This window comes from Pseudotabrizicola sp., from assembly GCF_030656345.1.
In the GTDB taxonomy this organism is placed as follows: Bacteria; Pseudomonadota; Alphaproteobacteria; order Rhodobacterales; family Rhodobacteraceae; genus Pseudotabrizicola.
Window position 1 is genome coordinate 117,864 of sequence record NZ_JAUSNR010000019.1, and the last position, 19,880, is coordinate 137,743.

The 19,880-nt window shown below is 64.4% G+C and carries 15 protein-coding genes and 1 tRNA gene; 10 read left to right on the forward strand and 6 right to left on the reverse strand.

Annotation, left to right across the window (positions count from 1 at the left end):
* Positions 1-49 precede the first annotated feature (49 nt).
* Complete coding sequence (locus tag Q7J44_RS10875) at positions 50-1,144, forward strand: carboxynorspermidine decarboxylase (RefSeq protein ID WP_304879751.1); 1,095 nt, start codon at positions 50-52, stop codon at positions 1,142-1,144.
* A gap of 45 nt (positions 1,145-1,189) precedes the next feature.
* Positions 1,190-2,425, forward strand: a complete 1,236-nt coding sequence (locus Q7J44_RS10880; RefSeq protein ID WP_304879753.1) for a saccharopine dehydrogenase family protein — start codon at positions 1,190-1,192, stop codon at positions 2,423-2,425.
* 92 nt (positions 2,426-2,517) lie between these two features.
* On the opposite strand, the gene Q7J44_RS10885 is transcribed toward Q7J44_RS10880, so the two are convergent.
* A tRNA-Lys gene (locus Q7J44_RS10885) sits at positions 2,518-2,593 on the reverse strand.
* 98 nt (positions 2,594-2,691) lie between these two features.
* Between Q7J44_RS10885 and dapF the strand changes: the two genes are divergently transcribed.
* A complete protein-coding gene (dapF, locus tag Q7J44_RS10890; RefSeq protein WP_304879755.1) occupies positions 2,692-3,537 on the forward strand; it encodes a diaminopimelate epimerase in 846 nt (281 codons plus the stop codon).
* On the forward strand, positions 3,534-4,802 hold the full coding sequence (gene mtaB, locus Q7J44_RS10895; protein WP_304879757.1) for a tRNA (N(6)-L-threonylcarbamoyladenosine(37)-C(2))-methylthiotransferase MtaB: 1,269 nt from the start codon (positions 3,534-3,536) through the stop codon (positions 4,800-4,802). Before dapF ends, mtaB begins: the two co-directional genes overlap by 4 nt.
* Positions 4,803-4,863: 61 nt before the next feature.
* Here the strand turns inward: mtaB and Q7J44_RS10900 are convergent, their stop codons facing one another.
* Genes Q7J44_RS10900 through Q7J44_RS10915 form a run of 4 tightly spaced genes read right to left on the reverse strand, consistent with a single transcriptional unit; the run spans position 4,864 to position 11,143 of the window.
* Entirely contained in the window at positions 4,864-8,391 is a 3,528-nt protein-coding gene (locus Q7J44_RS10900) for an error-prone DNA polymerase (protein WP_304879759.1), read from the reverse strand.
* Positions 8,391-9,830 (reverse strand): DNA polymerase Y family protein, encoded by a 1,440-nt coding sequence (locus tag Q7J44_RS10905; RefSeq protein ID WP_370692997.1) that lies wholly within the window; start codon positions 9,828-9,830, stop codon positions 8,391-8,393. Before Q7J44_RS10905 ends, Q7J44_RS10900 begins: the two co-directional genes overlap by 1 nt.
* 13 nt (positions 9,831-9,843) lie before the next feature.
* Positions 9,844-10,431 carry an ImuA family protein gene (locus Q7J44_RS10910; protein WP_304879762.1) on the reverse strand — a complete coding sequence of 196 codons (588 nt, stop codon included), beginning with the start codon at positions 10,429-10,431 and terminating at the stop codon, positions 9,844-9,846.
* Complete coding sequence (locus Q7J44_RS10915) at positions 10,421-11,143, reverse strand: SOS response-associated peptidase (protein WP_370692998.1); 723 nt, start codon at positions 11,141-11,143, stop codon at positions 10,421-10,423. Before Q7J44_RS10915 ends, Q7J44_RS10910 begins: the two co-directional genes overlap by 11 nt.
* 238 nt (positions 11,144-11,381) lie before the next feature.
* On the opposite strand from Q7J44_RS10915, the gene Q7J44_RS10920 reads away from it, so the two are divergent.
* The 6 genes from Q7J44_RS10920 (at position 11,382) to Q7J44_RS10945 (ending at position 19,118) form a co-directional block, all read left to right on the forward strand.
* Positions 11,382-12,341 carry a TAXI family TRAP transporter solute-binding subunit gene (locus tag Q7J44_RS10920; protein WP_304879764.1) on the forward strand — a complete coding sequence of 320 codons (960 nt, stop codon included), beginning with the start codon at positions 11,382-11,384 and terminating at the stop codon, positions 12,339-12,341.
* A gap of 67 nt (positions 12,342-12,408) precedes the next feature.
* Positions 12,409-14,496, forward strand: coding sequence for a TRAP transporter permease (locus Q7J44_RS10925; protein WP_304879766.1), 2,088 nt, complete (start codon positions 12,409-12,411; stop codon positions 14,494-14,496).
* Complete coding sequence (locus tag Q7J44_RS10930; RefSeq protein ID WP_304879767.1) at positions 14,493-14,849, forward strand: DUF1850 domain-containing protein; 357 nt, start codon at positions 14,493-14,495, stop codon at positions 14,847-14,849. The genes Q7J44_RS10925 and Q7J44_RS10930 overlap by 4 nt, the downstream gene beginning before the upstream one ends.
* Positions 14,846-16,042: an L-2-hydroxyglutarate oxidase gene (gene lhgO, locus Q7J44_RS10935; RefSeq protein WP_304879769.1), complete on the forward strand. Its 1,197-nt coding sequence runs from the start codon at positions 14,846-14,848 to the stop codon at positions 16,040-16,042. Before Q7J44_RS10930 ends, lhgO begins: the two co-directional genes overlap by 4 nt.
* The gene (locus Q7J44_RS10940) at positions 16,039-17,787 is read left to right on the forward strand and encodes an ATP-binding protein (RefSeq protein ID WP_304879771.1); all 1,749 of its coding nucleotides are present in this window, start codon (positions 16,039-16,041) and stop codon (positions 17,785-17,787) included. Before lhgO ends, Q7J44_RS10940 begins: the two co-directional genes overlap by 4 nt.
* Entirely contained in the window at positions 17,784-19,118 is a 1,335-nt protein-coding gene (locus Q7J44_RS10945) for a sigma-54 dependent transcriptional regulator (RefSeq protein ID WP_304879772.1), read from the forward strand. Before Q7J44_RS10940 ends, Q7J44_RS10945 begins: the two co-directional genes overlap by 4 nt.
* A 24-nt stretch (positions 19,119-19,142) precedes the next feature.
* Here Q7J44_RS10945 and Q7J44_RS10950 read toward each other — a convergent pair whose 3' ends face one another.
* Positions 19,143-19,469, reverse strand: coding sequence for an Hpt domain-containing protein (locus tag Q7J44_RS10950; protein WP_304879774.1), 327 nt, complete (start codon positions 19,467-19,469; stop codon positions 19,143-19,145).
* Between the last annotated feature and the right edge of the window lie 411 nt (positions 19,470-19,880).

Consider the following 19,880-nt stretch of genomic DNA (forward strand, 5'->3'; position numbering starts at 1 on the left):
TTCTACATAGCGCCCCTCTTGTCCTTTAGGCCGCCCTGAGGGGGATGCGATGATCCAGACGCCATTTTACCTGATCGACCGCAGCAAACTTGCGCGCAACATGGCCATCATGGACGATTTGCGCGCGGCGTCGGGGGCGAAAACCCTGCTGGCGCTGAAGTGTTTTGCCACCTGGGGGGTGTTTGGCCAGATGCGGCAGCATATGGACGGCACCACATCGTCAAGCCTGTACGAGCTGAAGCTGGGCCGGGAACGGTTCGGCAAAGAGACACATGCCTATTCGGTGGCCTGGGCCGACCATGAAATTGCCGAAGCGGTGGGCTATGCCGACAAGATCATCTTCAATTCCATCGGTCAGCTGGAACGGTTCGACAACCAGTCGGCCAGCATCAACCGTGGCCTGCGCCTGAACCCGCGCTTTTCCACCAGCGGGTTCGATCTGGCTGACCCGGCCCGCCCGTTCAGCCGTCTGGGCGAATGGGATGCCAGCCGGATCGAGCGGGTAATGGATCGGATTTCCGGCTTCATGATCCATTACAATTGCGAGAATGACGATTTCGATCTGTTCGACAGCCAGCTGACCCGGATCGAGGATGAATTCGGCACGCTGCTGTCACGTCTGAAATGGGTGAGCCTTGGCGGCGGCATCCATTTCACCGGGGATGGCTATCCGGTGGCCAAACTCGCCGCACGTCTGAAAGCATTTTCTGAACGCTTCGGCGTGCAGGTTTACCTTGAGCCGGGCGAGGCTGCGATCACCGGGGCCGCCAGCCTAGAGGTGACGGTGCTGGACGTGCTGAACAACGGCAAGGATCTGGCGGTCGTCGATTCCTCGGTCGAGGCGCATATGCTTGACCTGCTGATCTACCGCATTTCCGGGAAGATCGAGACGGATGGCGATCACCCGGTCCAAATCTGCGGCAAATCCTGCCTTGCCGGCGATGTGTTCGGGGAATTCAACTTCCCTGCGCCCCTGCAGGTCGGCGACCGGCTGAGCATTGCCGACGCGGCAGGCTATACGATGGTCAAGAAAAACTGGTTCAACGGGGTGAAGATGCCGGGCATCGTCATCAAGGAACTGGACGGCTCGATGACCGTCGCACGTGAGTTCGGCTATGCCGATTTTGAAGGCAACCTTGGGTAATCAAGGTTGCGGCCTTCCCTCTGTCCTTAAAGGAGACGGTTCGAAGTGAAACGGAATGTTCTGATCATCGGCGCGGGCGGTGTGGCCCAGGTGGTGGCGCACAAGGCCGCGCAGCATAATGATCGCCTTGGCGATCTACATATCGCCAGCCGCACTGTGGCCAAGGCCGAAGCGATTATTGAGACTGTGCATGCCAAGGGCGCGATGAAGGTGCCGGGTATGTTTCAGGCCCATGCGCTGGATGCGATGGATACTGCGGCGGTCGTTGCGCTGATCAAGGGCACGGGCTGTCAGATCGTGATCAACGTCGGCTCCCCCTTCGTGAACATGACGGTGCTGGATGCCTGCATTCAGGCCGGTGTGGCCTATATGGACACCGCGATCCACGAAGACCCCGCGCAGATCTGTGAAGCGCCGCCGTGGTATGGCAATTACGAATGGAAACGGCGCGAGGCTTGCAAAGCAGCGGGCGTGACCGCCATTCTGGGCGTCGGGTTCGATCCCGGCGTGGTGAATGCCTATGCCCGTGTGGCCGAAGGGTTGATGGATACGATCGAGTCCATCGACATCGTGGATATCAACGCCGGGTCGCATGGCAAATGGTTTTCCACCAACTTCGACCCGGAAATCAACTTCCGTGAATTCACCGGCACGGTGTATTCCTGGCAGAACGGGGCATGGCAGACAAACACCATGTTCGAGGTTGGCCGGACCTTCGACATGCCGGTGGTGGGCGAACAAAAGGCCTATCTGACCGGCCATGATGAGGTGCATTCGCTGTCGGCGCGCTACCGCCAAGCCGATGTGCGGTTCTGGATGGGCTTTGGCGACCATTACATCAACGTCTTTACCGTGCTGAAAAACCTTGGCCTGCTGTCGGAACAGCCAGTGACCACCGCCGAAGGGCTGGAGGTTATTCCGCTCAAGGTGGTCAAGGCCGTGCTGCCCGACCCGGCCAGCCTTGCGCCCGACTATACCGGCAAGACCTGCATCGGTGACTTTGTGAAGGGCACCAAGGATGGCAAGCCGGTCGAAGTGCTGATCTACAACGTGGCCGACCACAAGGATGCCTATAACGAGGTCGGGTCTCAGGGCATCAGCTACACCGCTGGCGTACCCCCCGTGGCTGCCGCACTGCTGATTGCCGATGGCACATGGGATGTGGGCGGCATGGCGAATGTCGAAGACATGGACCCTGCCCCGTTCATCACGCTGCTGAACCAGATCGGCCTGCCGACGCGGATCAAGGATGCCTCTGGCGACCGTCTGCTGGAACTCTGACCCATAACCCGCCGGAAACGGCGGGTTTTTTCTTGGGTGCACCCGGGACAAGAATCAAAAAACCCGGGCCAGGGCCCGGGTTTTTGGAATCGTGGTGAGCCGGACAGGATTCGAACCTGTGACCCGCTGATTAAAAGTCAGCTGCTCTACCAACTGAGCTACCGGCCCACGACTGGGGCGCTGATTACGGTCAGAGGCCGATGGGGTCAAGGGCAAAAGATGCAGGCCTCTGGCAAATGTGCCGGATCGGGCGTATATGCCCGCGGATGGACCAAGTGACCCAGCCAAACGGCCTGCCCTTCATGAAAATGCACGGTGCCGGCAATGACTTCGTGGTGATCGACTCGCGCGGGCGCGAGAGCGCGGTGGTAACGCCTGCGCTGGCGCGGGCGCTGGGGGATCGCAACCGGGGCGTGGGCTTTGATCAGCTGGCCGAGATCAGGGACGGCACCGCTGATGCCGCGTTTACGCTGGACTTCTGGAACGGCGACGGCACCCGCGCCGAAGCTTGCGGCAATGCCACGCGCTGCGTGTCAGATTACGTGATGCGTGGGTTGGGGCAGGATGCGGTGTCGCTGATCACTGCACGCGGCGGGTTGTCTGCCGTGCGGCTGGCCGATGGCCGGGTATCGGTGAACATGGGGGTGCCGCAGCTGGACTGGCAATCGGTGCCGCTGGCGCATGAGGTTGATCTGCTGCACCTGCCCCTGCCCGGCGATCCGGTGGCGGTGGGGATGGGCAACCCGCATTGCGTGTTGTTTGTCGAAGACGCCGAAGCGGTGGATCTGACGGGCCTCGGGCCGCGCTATGAACATGACCCGATCTTTCCCCAGCGCAGCAATGTCGAATTTGCCAGCCTCATCGCCCCCGACCATCTGCGCATGCGGGTGTGGGAGCGGGGGACCGGCATCACGCTGGCCTGCGGGTCGGGGGCCTGTGCTACCGCCGTTGCGGCGCATCTGCGCGGCCTGACCGGGCGGCGCGTTGTGCTGGACCTTGATGGCGGCGTGCTGGAGGTGGACTGGCGGAGCGATGGCGTCTGGATGACCGGCCCGGTGGCGCATGTGTTTGACGGCTGGCTGACGCCCGCCTTTCTGGCGGCCCATCGATGACCGCGCCGATCTTCGCCACACTGGGCTGCCGCCTGAACGCCTACGAGTCCGAGGCGATGAAGGAACTGGCCGAAGCGGCTGGCTTGCAGGGCGCGGTGATCGTCAACACTTGCGCAGTCACCGCCGAGGCTGTGCGCAAGGCCAAGCAGGAAATCCGCCGCCTGTCGCGCGAAAATCCGGGCGCTGCGGTGATCGTCACCGGCTGCGCCGCGCAGACCGAACCCGAAACCTTTGCCGCGATGGCCGAGGTGACGCGGGTGATCGGCAACACCGAAAAGATGCAGGCCGAAACGTGGCAAGGCATCGCTGGCCCCGATTTCATCGGCCAGACCGAACGGGTGCAGGTCGATGACATCATGTCGGTACGCGAAACCGCAGGCCACCTGATCGACGGCTTTGGCCGCCACCGCGCCTATGTTCAGGTGCAGAACGGCTGTGACCATCGCTGCACCTTCTGCATCATCCCCTACGGCCGCGGCAATTCGCGGTCGGTGCCTGCGGGCGTGGTGATCGAGCAGATCAAGCGGCTTGTGGACAAGGGCTTTAACGAGGTGGTGCTGACCGGGGTCGACCTTACGTCATGGGGCGCGGATCTGCCGGGCGAACCGCGTCTGGGCGATCTGGTGATGCGCATCCTGCGGCTGGTGCCGGATCTGCCGCGTCTGCGCATCTCGTCGATTGATTCGATCGAGGCGGATGACAATCTGATGCTGGCCATCGCCACTGAACCCCGTCTGATGCCGCATCTGCACCTGTCCTTGCAGGCGGGCGATGACATGATCCTGAAACGGATGAAGCGCCGCCATCTGCGCGACGATGCGATCCGGTTTTGCGAAGACGCGCGCCGGTTGCGGCCCGACATGGTCTTCGGGGCCGATATCATCGCAGGCTTCCCGACCGAGACGGAAACCATGTTCGAAAACAGCCTGAAGCTGGTGGATGACTGCGGGCTGACGTTCCTGCACGTCTTTCCGTTCAGCCCGCGCAAGGGCACGCCCGCCGCCCGGATGCCGCAACTGAAAGGGCCGGATATCAAGGCCCGCGCCGCACAACTGCGCGTAAAAGGCGCGGCGGCGCTGTTGCGGCATCTGTCGGCGCAGACGGGCAGCACTCACCGCGTGCTGATGGAAAGCCCCAGCATGGGCCGGACAGAGCAGTTTACCGAGGTTGACGTTTCATCTGACCAACCCGAAGGGCAGATCATCACGGCACGGATCGAGGGCTTTGGCACCTCCCGCCTGACCGCACGGGCGGCTGTAAGCTGAGGCGCGCCCAGTTTCGCAAGCAAGCGGGGTGTCGGCTTTGGTTGCGCAGAGACCTTTGCCTTTAGTGAAAATCCCGACTGGGGAACAGCTTTCTGGCCTGTTCGCGCGGGTGGCGGGCGCTGGATTGGCTGCGGCCCATGACGGGGCGTTTCGTCTCATCCGCCCGCCCGTCGTTGGACGGGATCATCACGGGGCGGCCAAGGGTTGCCAGCAGCGGCGAGACATCTTCGACATGTTCGGCAATCAGGTGGATCACCGGGCCGTCGCGTTCGATCCGCCCACGTACCTGCACAAGTCGCCCCGCGATCACCGCCTTACGAAAAGTCTCGTAGACCTTTTTCCAGACCACGATATTGGCGGTGCCGGTCTCATCCTCCAGCGTCAGGAAGATCACGCCGGAGGCGGTGCCGGGGCGTTGGCGGGTGATGACAAGGCCGGTGACGGTGACACGGCCTTTGGCCTGCGCCAAACGATCATTGGGCAGGCTTTCCGGCAGACGCGGGCGCAAGAGTTCCATCGGGTGGGCGCGTAAGGAAAGGCGCAGCGACAGGTAATCCTCGATCACCTCTTGGCCCAGGGTCATGCGCGGCAGGGTGACTGTCGGTTCCACGCCCCCTTCACCATCCGGCCCAAACAGCGGCAAGGGCGTGGGCGCGCGCAACGCCTTGGCGGCCCAAAGCGCATCATGGCGGGTCAGGCCGAGGGCGGCGAAGGCATCTCCTTCGGCCAGCCGTTCCAGCGTATCGGGTTGCACACCCGCCCGGCGCCACAGGCTTTCGACATCGGGATAACCGTTGCCACGGGCGGCGACGATCCAGTTCGCATCTTCTTCTCGCAGGCCCTTGATCTGGCGAAACCCCAACCGCAGAGCCAATGCGCCATCGGCGCGGTGTTCCAGCGTGCAATCCCACTCTGAGTGATTGACCGAGACCTGTCGCACTTCGACCCCGCAGTCGCGCGCATCGCGCACCAGCTGGGCGGGGGCGTAAAAGCCCATCGGCTGGCTATTCAAGAGCGCGCAGGTAAACACCGCCTGATGATGGCACTTGAGCCAGGCGGAGATATAGACCAGCCGAGCAAAGCTGGCTGCATGGCTTTCCGGGAAACCGTAGCTGCCAAAACCTTCGATCTGCGCGAAACAGCGCGCGGCGAAATCTGCGTCATAGCCGCGTTCCAGCATGCCGGAGACAAAGCGGTCGCGGAAGGAGCCGATTGTGCCCATGCGTTTGAAGGTGGCGAGGCTCCGGCGCAGGCGGTCGGCCTCGGACGGGGTGAACCCCGCCGCCACGACAGCGATCTGCATCGCCTGTTCCTGAAACAGCGGCACGCCGTAGGTGCGGCCCAGCACCTCCATCATCGCAGGGCCAAGGTCTTCGACAGGTTCCAGCCCCATGCGGCGACGGATGAACGGGTTCACCATGCCGCCCTGAATCGGGCCAGGGCGGACGATGGCAACCTCGCAGACCAGATCGTAAGACTGCCGGGGCTGCATCTTGGGCAGGAAGTTCATCTGCGCCCGGCTTTCGACCTGAAACACCCCGATGGCATCGGCGCGGCACAGCATGTCATAGACCTGTTCACGCTGAACACTGTCGGGGCTGGTGCGGGGTTCTTGTCCGTGATCGGGCTTCAGGGTGGCCAGATCCATCCTGATCGCGCGATGATCCTCCAGCAGTTTGAAAGACTTGCGGATGCAGGTCAGCATGCCGAGCGCCAGAATATCGACCTTCAGCAGCCCCAGCGCATCGATGTCATCCTTGTCCCATTCGATGATGGTGCGGTCCTCCATCGCGGCATTCTCAATCGGGCAAAGTTCATCGAGGCGGCCATGGGTGATGACAAAGCCGCCGACATGCTGCGACAGGTGGCGCGGGAAGCCGATGATCTCGGCAATCAGCTGGGTGGTCAGCATCATGCGCCGGTCGGTCGGGTCCAGCCCCGCATCGCGCATCCGGTCCTGACCGGGGGCGGAGGAGGACCAGCCCCAGATCTGGCCGGACAGGCGGGCAACCACATCCTGGCTCAGGCCCATGACCTTGCCGACCTCGCGGATGGCGGCGCGTGAGCGGAAATGGATCACCGTGGCGGTCAGACCGGCGCGTTCACGGCCATAGCGCTCATAGATCCACTGGATCACCTCTTCGCGGCGTTCGTGTTCGAAATCCACGTCGATATCCGGCGGCTCGCCGCGTTCCTTCGAGATGAACCGTTCAAAGATCAGGGTGATGGATTCAGGCGGCACCTCGGTGATGCCCAGAAGATAACACACCACCGAATTGGCCGCCGATCCGCGCCCCTGGCAGAGGATGCCGCGCGAGCGGGCGAAGGCCACGATGTCATGCACGGTCAGGAAATAGGGCGCATACTCCACGTCGCGGATCAGGGCGAGTTCCTTGTCGACGCGGGCGATGATCTTGGGTGAGGCCCCGTCGGGATAGCGCCAGATCAACCCGTTTCGGGTCAACCGCTCCAGCCTTGCCTGTGCGGGTTCGCCATCCTGCGCCTCATCAGGATACTGATACCGCAGTTCATCCAGCCGGAACGCACAGGCATTGGCAATCTCGACGGTGCGGCGGATCGCGCCGGGATAGCGGTGAAACAACCGCGCCATCTCGGCTCCTGACTTCAGCCGGTGCTCACCGTTGGTCAGGCGGTGCTGGCCGATGGTGTCGATGGTGCAGCCAATGCGCAGGCAGGTCAGCACATCGGCCAGCGGGCGGCGCGCGGCGCGGTGCATCAGCACATTGCCGACCGCCACCATGGGCAGCGCTGTGCCTTGGGCGAGGCTGGCCAGCCGGTCCAGCCGGGGCTGGTCGCGGCCATCATAATGCGGTGCGGCACCCAGAAAGCACTGGCCGGGAAAGGCCTTTGCAATGCGGGCCATGTCGGCACGGGTGGCGGAGACTTGGCGTGCATCCGCCTCCATCAGGTCAGGCGGCAGAGCGATCAGGATCAGACCTGCGCCCCAGTCCAGCAAATCAGCGCGTTGCAGGTGGCAGTCGCCCTTGGCCGCGCGGCGTTTGCCCAGAGACAGCAGCCGGGTCAGCCGCGACCATGCCGCGACATCGGTCGGCAGGGCCAGCCATTCGACGCTTGAGTCGGTCAACACCAGCCGCGCGCCGGGGATCAGCCGGGGCAAAGGCGTATCGGGCAGAACCGGGGCGGCGGTGACCCCGCTGAAATGCGGCACGGTCTGGCGGCTGGAGTGATCGGTCACCTGCTGCGAGCGGATGCTCGGCCCGTCCTGCGCGGCCTGATCGGTTGTTTGCGCCTCTTCGCGCTGCCGCGTCAGTTCTTTCAGCGCCGAAAACGCCCGCACGACGCCCGCCACCGAATTGCGATCGGTGATGGCGATGGCGGACAGGCCAAGCTCTGCCGCGCGCGTGACCAGCTCCTCGGGGTGCGAGGCCCCGGTCAGGAAGGTGAAATTGGAGGTGACGCAGAGTTCGGCGTAGGGCGGGGGAGAGTTGTCTCTTGAGTCCTCCGTAACAGATGGGGGGGCTTTGCCCCGCCCGTTTTTTGTTAAGCGCAGGGGGGCTTCGCCCCCCGGACCCCCCAGAGTATTTGGATCAAGATGAAAGGGCGGCATCAGGCAAATTCCCCCTGCACGCACCAATTTTGTGCCCCTGCGGGCACGGGCCAGTTTTGTACCCCCGCAGGCGCGGGCCAGTCCGGGGCTTGTGGGGTGTGGAACAGCCACAGGCGCGGTCCCTCGAGGGTCTCGATCCGCCAGTAGTCGCGCATGCCCGTGCGCCATGCCGGATCGTCGAACCACCATTCCGGGGTGATCCGTTCGGGGCCATGCGCGCGCAGGGTGGTGAATTGCATCCGCCGCCAGCGGAACTGCGCAGGCGGATGGCCCGAGGCATGGCTGACGGGTTCGGGTGGAAACAGCGTAACCGGGCGGGCGGGGCCTTGCCGGGGCGGAGCGGCCACGGGTTCCGACCATGCCCCAGCGACCAGCTGAAAACTGCGCTCGGGGATCTTGCTCTCGGCGGGCTGCATTCGGAGCACCCGGTCAAACCCGATGCGGTTGCCAAGGCGGGAGACCAGATCGGCCAGCGCATCCTCGAACCGCAGGGCGGGGCCGCTGCCGATCTGTTCGGGCGGCATCGGCTCGGTGATCGGGGCCGAAAGGCGCATCGCGTCGATGCCAAAGCCTGCGTCGACCTCATCCACACCTTTGGCGAACAGAGCCGCCATGCGCAGGGGATCACGCATGGCGCGGGCCAGACCGATCTCGACCTGCACCGTGCCATGATCGACCCGGCGCAACTCCAGCCGCAGACGGCGCGCGCCGTGGTGATGCAGCGCCAGCGTGGCACAGAGCCGGTCCAGCAGGCGCGCGAGACCTGCCATCACATCCGATTGCAGGCCGATCGGTTCCGGCAGGGTCATCCGCACCCCGAAATGCGGTGGTTCTGGTTCTGCCGCCACCGGCTCTGTCTGCAGGCCAAGCGCCTGATCCAGCCGCAGCACCAGCCCCGCCCCGAAGCGGCGGGCCAGCGGCGCGCGCGGCAGATGGGCCAGATCGGCAATCCGGGCCAGACCCACCCGCGCCAGCGCCTCAGCCGTGGCGTGGTCGATGCGCAGGGCGGACACCGGCAGGCGGCCAAGGCCCTGCCCCAGCGCGTCCTCGGCAATGATCCCGCCGCCATGGCGTGCCAGCGCATGCGCGGCCCCGCGCGTGCCCGCAATGGCGCTGCTGGCCGACAGCCCGGCACGGTCCAGCCGCGCGTGCAGATCGGCGCGCAGCTCTGCCTCGCCGCCGAACAGATGCGCGACGCCGGTAATGTCGGCCATCAGCCCATCAGTGCCATCACTGGCGACCATCGGCGCATAGCGGCTGGCCCAGCGGCGCAGGCTGGCCAGCGCCGCCACCTCGCGCGCCAGATCGGCGGGGCGGGTGGACAGATCGGGGCAGATCGCGCGGGCATCGGCCAGCGGCATGCCGCGATGCAGCCCGAGCTGGTCTGCCGCGCGGTTCAGGCAATGCAGGTGATCGGCATTGCCTGACCGATGGGTCAAGGCAAACGGCCCTTCAACAGGCCGGTTCCGCAGGCTGACGTCGCTCGCCAGCTTTGGGAAGCAGAGTGAAAGCAGCCGTCGTGCCATCCCAGTTTACAACCCAATCTCCAATTGTTCCTCTTTTGTTCTTTTTAAGACTCCATTCGTGAAGAGTCGAGTCCGCAACCGGACCAGCAACAGCTTCGCACTGCCAGCGGGTCTCGGTCGCCGGGCTTCCCGCATCCTGACGGATCAGCATCAACCCAGTGGTACGACCCGTCTCCGCCGCCAGTTGCAACCGGCGGCCTGCTGTCAGGGACAGCGGTTTTTCCGGCTCGGCGATGACCAGACTGACCGGGGCGGCGCGCAGCGCTTCCTCCATACACCACAAAAGATCAGCCTCACCCACCGGGCGCAGCAGGTACAGCCGTTCGCCCATCCCCTGCGGCAGGCCGCGCAACATTGGCACCTCTGGCACATGGCTGGGCAGGATCCAGACCAGCGGCCCCGGGTGCCGCACCGCCTGCAACAGGGCAAAGGCCCGGCGGCCCCGGCCTTCGGCCTCATGCACGCGGGCGGTGCGCAGATCGAAGGGGTCGGCGGGGGCAGGTTCAGGCCGCATCTTCGCGGCCCCCTTCGGCCACGATGCGCAGCATGCCACCGGGCAAGGGCCGTTGCAGGGTCAGCGCTTGGGCCGCAGGGGCCGTTAGCCAGAGCCGGCACTCTTCGGGCGTGGTCAGAATGACAGGCATGGCTTTGGGGTGCACCGGCTTTACCTCGGCATTGGGGTCGCAGGTGAGGAAGGCGAACAGCTCTGCCGTCACCTCCCCCTCTTTCAGTTTGCGCACCGACGTCCATTCGGTGCGGATCCCGGCGAAAAACCCCAGCGGACGATCCGGGCCAAGGGCGAACCAGACCGGATGGTTGCGGGGTGCGCCCGGCCGGCTGTCAATCTCGGAAAAGCTGGTGAAGGGCACGAGGCACCGATTTGCCGGGGCCAGCCAGCGCCGCCAGTGCGGCGAGGCGGTGTTGCGGATATTGGTTACCCCCGGATCGGTGCGCTTGCCTGCCAGAAACACCTGCGGCGTGGGCATGCCCCAGCGCGCCATTGCGAGGTGCCAGCCGCCGCCCCCCCGATGCCGCAAGATCGGCGCGGCGTAGTCAGGATAGATTCCGGCCAGCGGCGGCAGGTTGCCTGTGGCATCCTCAACCGCCTCATCCCCTTGCAGCATGTCATCGAAGACATGGCGCATGGCATCCTGGCTTTTGGTCTGGGAATACAGGTTGCACATCGGCGTTGCAGACTCTCGGTGAAAGCGGGACACCCGGAACATTGACAGAACATGCCGCGCAAGGAAAGCCTTTGGCCCGGGGCACCCTGACGCAGGGGCGCAATCCGGCCGACCTGGCAGATTTCCACGCCGGTGCAGGCGATTGATTGCCACAAACCTGCAATCCCGGCGATCAAAGCCCCTTTCGCCCTGCGGCAATGTTACGCCAAGGTGAACCATCCCGCTGAGGAGCCGGGGTGAGGAGGGGCAGGCTTGACCTGCCGGATCTAAGGAGGATCATATGACCATTTCCATGACGCGCGGGTTCCGCGCGCTTGTCGCCTGCACGGCGCTGACTGTGGTGCCGATGTCGGCACAGGCCGAGCAGTTCATCAACATCCTGACCGGCGGCACGTCGGGGGTGTATTATCCGATCGGTGTGGGTCTGTCGAAAATCTATGCCGACGGGATCGAAGGCGCACGCACGCAGGTGCAGGCCACCAAGGCCAGCGTGGAAAACCTGAACCTGCTGCAGCAGGGCAAGGGCGAGTTTGCCATCGCTCTGGGGGATTCAGTGAAACTGGCCTGGGAAGGCGACGCCGATGCAGGCTTCAACGCGCCACTGGACAAGTTGCGCGGCATTGCTGCGGCCTATCCGAACTATATCCAGATCGCGGCAAGTGCGGGCAGCGGCATCGTGACCGTCACCGACCTTAAAGGAAAATCGTTGTCGGTGGGTGCTGCAAAGTCGGGCACAGAGCTGAACGCCCGCGCCATCCTTGACGCCTTGGGGATGAGCTATGCCGATCTGAGCAAGACCGAATACCTGCCCTTCGCGGAATCGGTCGAGCTGATGAAGAACCGTCAGCTGGACGCCACGCTGCAATCGGCGGGGCTTGGCGTGTCGTCTTTGAAGGATCTGGCGACATCGGTTTCGACCACCATCGTATCGGTCCCGCCAGAGGTGGCTGAAACGCTGGGCGCGCCCTATCTTTCGGCGATGATTCCGGCCGGCACTTATGAGGGCCAGACCGAAGATATCCCGACCCTTGCCGTCGGCAACTTCTTCCTGACCCATGATGGTGTGGACGATGAAACCGCCTATCTGATGACCAAACTGCTGTTCGAGAACCTGCCAGCACTTGCAGCCGCGCATCAGGCGGCAACGGCGATCAGCCTGGAAACCGCGCTTGACGGCATGCCGGTGCCGCTGCATCCGGGGGCAGAACGCTATTACCGCGAAGCCGGACTGATCCAGTAACCCAGCACGCAAGACGGAAACAGGCGGGCCGCACAGGCCCGCCTGCATCGGGCTTGGGAGGGCCATCATGACCAAAGACAAAGCCGACGCCGTGGTAGAGGCGCACAATCCGCATGACCCGCTTGCCGCCGGTTTCCCCCCGGGTTGGGAAGGGCGCACGCTGTTCTGCATCGCCATTGCCTTTTCGGTGTTTCAGATCCTGACAGCGGCGCATCTGGTGGATTTTGCCAGCCAGATCACCCGCGCATTTCATGTGGGCTTTTTGCTGCTGCTGGGCTTTCCGCTGCTGGCGCTGATGCGTGGGGCGGGGCCGGGGGTGCGGCTGATGGCATGGGGTCTTGCGGGCCTGTCGGTGGCGGTCGCGGTTTACCAATGGTGGGAATATGTGCCGCTGCTGATGCGCGCCGGTGATCCGCTGCCGCTGGATATTGCCGTCGGCGTCATTGCGCTTGCCACCGTGTTCGGGGCGGCCTGGGCCATGATGGGTCTGGCCTTGCCGGTCATCGCGGGCACCTTTCTGGCCTATTGCCTGTTTGGTGAATATCTGCCCGCCCCCCTGAATCATCGCGGCTATGATTTCGCGCAGGTGGTCGAGCATATGGCGTATGGCACCGAAGGCATTTACGGCATTCCGACCTATGTCTCGTCGACCTTCATCTTCCTGTTCATCCTGTTCGGGGCCTTTCTGGAAAAGGCAGGGATGATCAAGCTTTTTACCGATGTCTCGCTGGGTCTTGTCGGGCACAAGATGGGCGGGGCGGCCAAGGTTTCAGTGCTGTCGTCTGGCCTGATGGGCACGATTTCCGGATCGGGCGTGGCCAATGTGGTCACAACCGGCCAGTTCACCATTCCGCTGATGAAACGCTTTGGCTACCGCCCGGCCTTTGCTGGCGGGGTTGAGGCGACAGCCAGCATGGGCGGGCAGATCATGCCGCCGGTGATGGGCGCTGTGGCCTTCATCATGGCCGAAACGCTGGGGGTCGCCTATATCGAGGTGGTCCGCGCCGCCATCATCCCCGCCATCCTGTATTTCGCCGCCGCTTTCTGGATGGTGCATCTGGAGGCAGGCCGACTGGACCTGCGCGGCTTGTCAAAGGCGGAACTGCCGTCGCCCATGAAGGCGCTCAGGGAAGGCTGGCATCTGATCCTGCCGCTGGCCGTGTTGGTCTGGCTGCTGTTTTCCGGCTACACGCCGCTTTTTGCGGGCACCGTCGGGCTTGGCCTGACGCTGATGCTGATCCTTGGGGCCAGCGTGGCGCTTGGCCTGCCTGCCGGGGTGATCCGCGTGATGTTCTGGATCGGGCTTGGCTTTGCCGCCGGGGCCTTCCTGCAATGGGGCATCTGGGTGGTCGCAAGCGTGGTGGCCGCGCTGATCGCGCTCAACGCGCTGTCCAAAGGCGGGCGCGAGACGCTGATCATCTGCCGCGACGCACTGGCCGATGGTGCGAAAACCGCGCTGCCGGTCGGCATCGCCTGTGCGCTGGTCGGCATCATCATCGGCACCATGACCCTGACCGGGGCGGCCAATACCTTTGGCCAGTTCATTGTGGGCGTGGGAGAAAGCAGCCTGTTTCTGAGCCTCGTGCTGACCATGATCACCTGCATCGTACTGGGCATGGGGATTCCGACCATTCCAAACTACATCATCACGTCGTCGATTGCCGGGCCTGCTCTGCTGGAACTGGGCGTGCCGCTGATCGTCAGCCATATGTTCGTGTTCTACTTCGGCATCCTTGCCGATCTGACCCCGCCGGTGGCGCTGGCCTGCTTTGCCGCCGCCCCGATTGCCAAGGAACGCGGGCTGACCATCTCGATCCAGGCGGTGAAGATCGCGGCGGCGGGCTTCGTGATCCCGTTCATGGCGGTTTATACCCCTGCGCTGATGCTGCAGAACGGCGGGCCGTTGTCTGAAGCCATCGGGTTTATCCCGGCGGTCATCTATGTGGTGACAAAAACCGTGCTGGCCATCGGGCTGTGGGGCGTGGCGGTCATCGGCTGGCTTGGCACGCCGCTGACCCTGTGGCAGCGCGGACTTGCCATGGTTGCCGCCGGTGCGCTGGTGGTGGCACTGCCTGCGACGGATGGCATCGGCTTTGTTCTGGTGCTGGCCTTCGTGGCCCAGCATATCCTGCTGCGCCGCAGGGCAGCCGCATGACCTGCCTGATGGCCGGGGCGATGGTGCTTGCCCTGTCCGGCCCCGGCTTTTCGCTGCACTGGACCCATTCGGTTGAGAAAACCGAATGGGTCGAAGAGTGGCGGGTTCTGCCCGATAGATTGCGTCTGGTTCAGGCCCGCATCAAAGGTTCAGGTGCCGGGATGGAGCCCGGGCCGGGGGCGGTGCGGCAGAGCGGCTGGTGGGTCTGGTCGCCGGGAACCGAGGTGGCGGATCTGTACCTTGCCGCCTCTGGTACCACCGGCGCGGGGTGGCGGCTTTGCGACGGAGCCAAGTGCCATGAGATTGGCGCGCAAGCGGGGGGCGCGATACGGATTGCGCCCTGCGCGCCATGAAGACCGCCGATCTGGTCATCATCGGGGGCGGCATCGTCGGCCTTGCCACCGCACTGGAGCTGCAGCGCCGCCAGCCAAAGGCCCGCGTGCTGCTGCTGGAAAAGGAACCCGCCGTCGCCCTGCATCAGACCGGGCGCAATTCGGGGGTGATCCATGCGGGCGTTTACTATGCGCCGGGCAGTCTGAAGGCGCGGTTTTGCCGGGACGGTGCCGCCGCAACCCGCGCCTTTTGCGACGCACACGGCCTGCCCTATGAAGACTGCGGCAAGCTGATCGTCGCCACCGACCCCGCCGAACTGCCCCGGATGGAGGCGCTGTTTCAGCGTGCCACGGCCAATGGCATTCCGATAGAGAGCATATCGGCCACCGAGGCCCGCAGATGGGAGCCGAACATCGCCGCCATCGGCGCGCTGTGGTCACCCGCCACCGGCATCGTCGATTATGCAGTGGTCGCCCGCAAGATGGCCGAGATCTTCATCGCCCAAGGTGGCACGGTGGAAACCGGCACCTGCGTGATAGCGGGCCGCGAGTCCGCCCAAGGCATCCGCCTGACCACCAGCTCCGGCCCCATCACCGCGGGAAAAGCCGTGTTCTGCGCCGGGTTGCACGCTGACCGGATGGCAAAGGCGATGGGCCTTGCACCCGATTTCCGCATCATCCCGTTCCGGGGCGAGTATTTCCGCATCCTCAACCAGCCCGCCGATCTGGTCCGCCGTCTGATTTATCCGGTGCCCGATCCGGAAAGACCTTTCCTTGGCGTCCACCTCACGCGCAAGATGGGCGGGGGGTTTACAGTGGGGCCGAATGCGGTGCTGGCGATGAAACGTGAAGGCTATGCAAGAAGCGACCTGTCGCCGGGCGATCTGGCCGCCACGCTTGGCTGGCCCGGGTTCTGGCGGATGCTGGTCCGCAATGCCGGGCCAGCGGTGGGGGAGCTTGCAGCCTCTGTCAGCACCCGGCTTTACCTGAAGAAGGTGCAGCGCTATGCGCCGCAACTCACGCGGGCAGATCTGGCACCTTACCGTGCCGGAGTGCGGGCGCAGGCCGTTGCGCGCGACGGGCGGCTGATCGACGATTTCCTGTTTCTTGAAAGCCGCCATGCGCTGCATGTCTGCAACGCCCCCTCGCCTGCCGCCACCGCCGCCATTCCGATTGCCAGCCACATTGCCGACCGCCTGCTGGGGGCCGGATGACGCGCCGCAGCACCCTTTTGCCGATTTTGGCCGCGCTGATCGCGGGGCTGCTGGCATGGCTGATTGCCGATCGCTGGGCCACCACCAGCCTGCACGAAGGGCTTGACCGCTCGCTTCTGCTGACAGCCCGCGCGGTGGACGCCGAGATTGACCGCTTCCGCGCCCTGCCCGATGTTGCGTCTGAAGATGCCCGCATTCTGGCGGCCCTGACCGACCCGGGCGCGCTGGATGCCGCCAACCGCTATCTGGAGAACATTGCGGTTCATGCCGGGGCCTCTGATCTGTTTCTGATCAACGCGACGGGTCAGACGATTGCCGCCTCGAACTGGAACCGGCCCGGCAGTTTTGTGGGCGAGGATTACAGCTTCCGGCCCTATTTCACCCAAGCTGCGGAAACCGGGCACGGCCAGTTCTATGCCATCGGTGTCACCACCGGAGTGCCCGGTTATTTCCTGTCCACCCGCGTTACCTCGGGCAACCAGACCGGGGTGCTGGTGGTCAAGGTTGATCTGCGGCCCTTACAGGCGACATGGCGCAGTGCGGGGGTGCAGATGGCGCTTGCCGATGCCGATGGCATGGTCTTTCTGTCAGGGCGTGAAGACTGGCTGTACCGCCCGCTTGCCCCGCTTGGCGCCGATGTGACGGAGCGGCTGATCGCCACCCGCGCCTATGACGGGGTGGATCTGCAAGGGGCGACGCCCCTGCTGCCGCGCGCGCCTTTGGGTGCTGATGCCACCGGGACCGGCTGGATCGGCCGCCTGACAACGGTAGAGCGCACCGGCTGGCGCCTGATCGCCGCCCGCCCGACCGCCGACGTAACCGGGCCGGCCACGGTCTGGGCGCTGATCGCTGCGGTACTGGCTTTGGCGGCGGCGGCGGGGCTGAAGTCATGGGAACAACGCCGCCAGCTGATCGCGCTGCGCCTGTCACAGTCTGAACGGCTGGAGGCCATGGTCACCACCCGCACCGCCGATCTGGCACGCGAGGTGGATGCCCGCCGTCAGGCCGAAACTGACCTGCGCGCGGCACAGGAACACCTGATCCATGCCGAGAAAATGGCCGCGCTTGGCCGCATGTCCACCGCCATCGTGCATGAAATCAGCCAGCCACTTGCCGCGATGGAGGCGACGCTTGCCGCCGCCGAAATCGGCCTGCACACCAGCGATACCACCACCGCCCCCCGGCTTGCCACCGCGCGCGGGTTGATCCGGCGGATGCAGCGCACCACGAAACACCTCAAGAGCTTTGGCCGCAAAGAGGCGGGAGAACTGAAGCTGATCGACCTGTCGCCGGTTATCACCTCGGCGCTTGAACTTATAACGCCGCGCGCCCGCGCAGTGGGGGTGATCCCGGTCGTGCTGCAGGGCGATGGCCCGGTTTTCGTCATGGCCGGGGCGGTGCGGATGGAGCAGGTGGCGGTCAACCTGATCCTCAACGCGCTGGACGCGGCAGAGGGGCATCCGGGGGCGACCATTACCGTCACGCTGGGCACGGCCCGCGGGCAGGCGCAGCTGACGGTCACCGACACCGGCCCGGGCATTGCCGCCGATGTGCTGCCCCGCGTCACCGAGCCGTTCTTTTCCACCAGAACCACCGGCGAAGGGCTGGGGCTTGGTCTGGCGATATCCAAGGCGATCCTGTCGGAATTCGGTGGCCACCTTGGCATCGAGTCGACCCCGGGCCACGGCACCACCGTCGCCGTTACCCTGCCGCTGGCCGAACCCGCACGCGAGGCGGCAGAATGACCGCCCGGCTGTTTGTGGTCGAGGATGATGACGATCACCGTGCAGCCCTGTGCGATCTGATGCAGGCAGCGGGGCATCAGGCACAGGGTTTTGCCGGCGGGGCAGGCGCTATGGCCGCGCTGACCGATCCGCCCGATCTGATCCTGACCGATCTGCGGATGCCCGGGATGGATGGGCTTGCGCTGCTGCGGGCGGTAAGGGGGCACCACCTTGACCTGCCGGTCATTCTGCTGACCGGGCACGGCGATATCGGCCATGCGGTGCAGGCGATCCGGGCCGGAGCGGATGACTTTCTGGAAAAGCCCTATGATGCGGCGCATCTGATCGCTGTGGTCGCCCGCGCCCTTGCCGCGCGCGCCACCCGGGCCGAGGTCACGCGGCTGCAGCAGGTGCTGGCCGAACGGGCCGAGGCGACGATACTGGGCCAAAGCCACGCAATCAGCACATTGCGCGACCGGATCGCAGCACTTGCCCCGCTGGATGTGGATGTGCTGATCACGGGTGAGACCGGCACCGGCAAAGAGCTGGCGGCCCGCGCCCTGCATGCCGGGGGGTCACGCGCCACTGGCCCCTTTGTGGCGATCAACTGCGCCGCCCTGCCCGAGTCGATGGCCGATCTGATCCTGTTCGGCCATGCAGCGGGGGCCTTTCCCGGGGCTGCGGCGGCGCGCGCGGGAAAGCTGGAAGAGGCATCCGGCGGGACGCTGATGCTGGACGAGATCGAAGGCATGGCACCGTCCGTTCAGGCGAAACTGCTGCGCGCCCTGCAGGAACGCAGTGTCGAACGGCTGGGCGAAAGCGGGTTGCGCCCGTTGAATCTGCGCGTCATTGCCACCGCGAAATCCGATCTGCGCGACGCGACGGGCTTTCGCAAAGACCTGTATTACCGCCTTGCCGGAACCGGCCTGCGCACGCCGACCCTGCATGAGGCGGGCGAGGACATTCCGTTGATTTTCCGCCATTATGCGGTTCTTGCGGCCCGCCGTTACGGTCGCGGTGATCCGCCCGTCACCTGGATGTTCGAACAACAACTCAAACGCCGGGCCTGGCCGGGCAATGTGCGTGAGTTGAAAGCCGCCGCCGAAGCCCATGCGCTTGGCCTGTTTGACCTGAACCCGGACAGCTTTCGCCTGCCGGAAGGCACGCTGGCCGAACGCGTCGCGGCCTTCGAGGCGCGCGAAATCGCGGCCGTTCTGGATCGCCACCGCAACAACACGCTGCGGGCCGCAGAAACCCTTGGCCTGCCCCGACGCACGCTGAACGACAAGATGCGCCGCTATGGCTTTACCCTGTCAGGCCTTGCCGATCAGCAGGACAAGACCCTGCCCTGAGCCTGCAACGGGCCGGGAGCGGACCTAGGCAATCATCTCGGCACGGCGGCGCGAAAACTCGTCCTGAGAGGCAGAATAGATCGTCTTCACCTGCGCCAGAGGCAGATCGCTTTCGCCCGCCTCGGCACGGCTTTCAAGCCTTTGACAGATCTGCGCCAGATCGCTGAACCCAAGGTTCAGGGCGCTGCCCTTCATGAAATGCAGTTCGCTTTTCATGGCATCCGCCGTGGTTGCACCCAACAATCGGTTCAGCGTGCTGTCGGTTTCCTGAAAAAAGACCGTCACCACCTCTTCAAACACCTCTGGCCCGATGGCCTGCTTCAGGTCGTTTGCAATTTGCCAGTCAATCATCGCAGCTTCGACCCTTCGATCTTTCAGAACCCGGTCCGCAGGCTGACACAGACCTACCTGCGCAGAGCCAGTTTCCGGGAAGTTCCATCAATTTGAACAAGAATCATGGGGATTGGGGCGATGAGCAAGTGGCTTTTTGTCCGAGAGACAAAACTGTGGTAAAAAACAACCTGAATCTCAAGAGTGTCCTGTGACATATATCGCAGTCATCAGTGCCACGCTTCGGCATCAAAACCCGCTCCGCGGGCTGCCGGTCAGGTTGTCTTAAGGGCAACAGGCCAAGGAGCAGACCGTCGTTCTGGAATTGACGCTTGATCATGGCGTCATTTCAGGTGAACGTGTCTTATGCTAAAGGCCTGTCGGCGCGTGATTTTTCATGCGTGTCATGGGAATGATGCATAATGTGTATTT

Bases quoted from the DNA above. Each gene is read 5' to 3' on its own strand.
- Q7J44_RS10875 (WP_304879751.1), top strand. From the start codon at position 50: ATGATCCAGACGCCATTTTACCTGATCGACCGCAGCAAACTTGCGCGC.
- dapF (WP_304879755.1), top strand. From the start codon at position 2,692: ATGGACCAAGTGACCCAGCCAAACGGCCTGCCCTTCATGAAAATGCAC.
- mtaB (WP_304879757.1), top strand. From the start codon at position 3,534: ATGACCGCGCCGATCTTCGCCACACTGGGCTGCCGCCTGAACGCCTAC.
- Q7J44_RS10900 (WP_304879759.1), bottom strand. From the start codon at position 8,391: ATGCCGCCCTTTCATCTTGATCCAAATACTCTGGGGGGTCCGGGGGGC.
- Q7J44_RS10910 (WP_304879762.1), bottom strand. From the start codon at position 10,431: ATGCGGCCTGAACCTGCCCCCGCCGACCCCTTCGATCTGCGCACCGCC.
- Q7J44_RS10915 (WP_370692998.1), bottom strand. From the start codon at position 11,143: ATGTTCCGGGTGTCCCGCTTTCACCGAGAGTCTGCAACGCCGATGTGC.
- Q7J44_RS10920 (WP_304879764.1), top strand. From the start codon at position 11,382: ATGACCATTTCCATGACGCGCGGGTTCCGCGCGCTTGTCGCCTGCACG.
- Q7J44_RS10925 (WP_304879766.1), top strand. From the start codon at position 12,409: ATGACCAAAGACAAAGCCGACGCCGTGGTAGAGGCGCACAATCCGCAT.
- Q7J44_RS10930 (WP_304879767.1), top strand. From the start codon at position 14,493: ATGACCTGCCTGATGGCCGGGGCGATGGTGCTTGCCCTGTCCGGCCCC.
- lhgO (WP_304879769.1), top strand. From the start codon at position 14,846: ATGAAGACCGCCGATCTGGTCATCATCGGGGGCGGCATCGTCGGCCTT.
- Q7J44_RS10940 (WP_304879771.1), top strand. From the start codon at position 16,039: ATGACGCGCCGCAGCACCCTTTTGCCGATTTTGGCCGCGCTGATCGCG.
- Q7J44_RS10945 (WP_304879772.1), top strand. From the start codon at position 17,784: ATGACCGCCCGGCTGTTTGTGGTCGAGGATGATGACGATCACCGTGCA.
- Q7J44_RS10950 (WP_304879774.1), bottom strand. From the start codon at position 19,469: ATGATTGACTGGCAAATTGCAAACGACCTGAAGCAGGCCATCGGGCCA.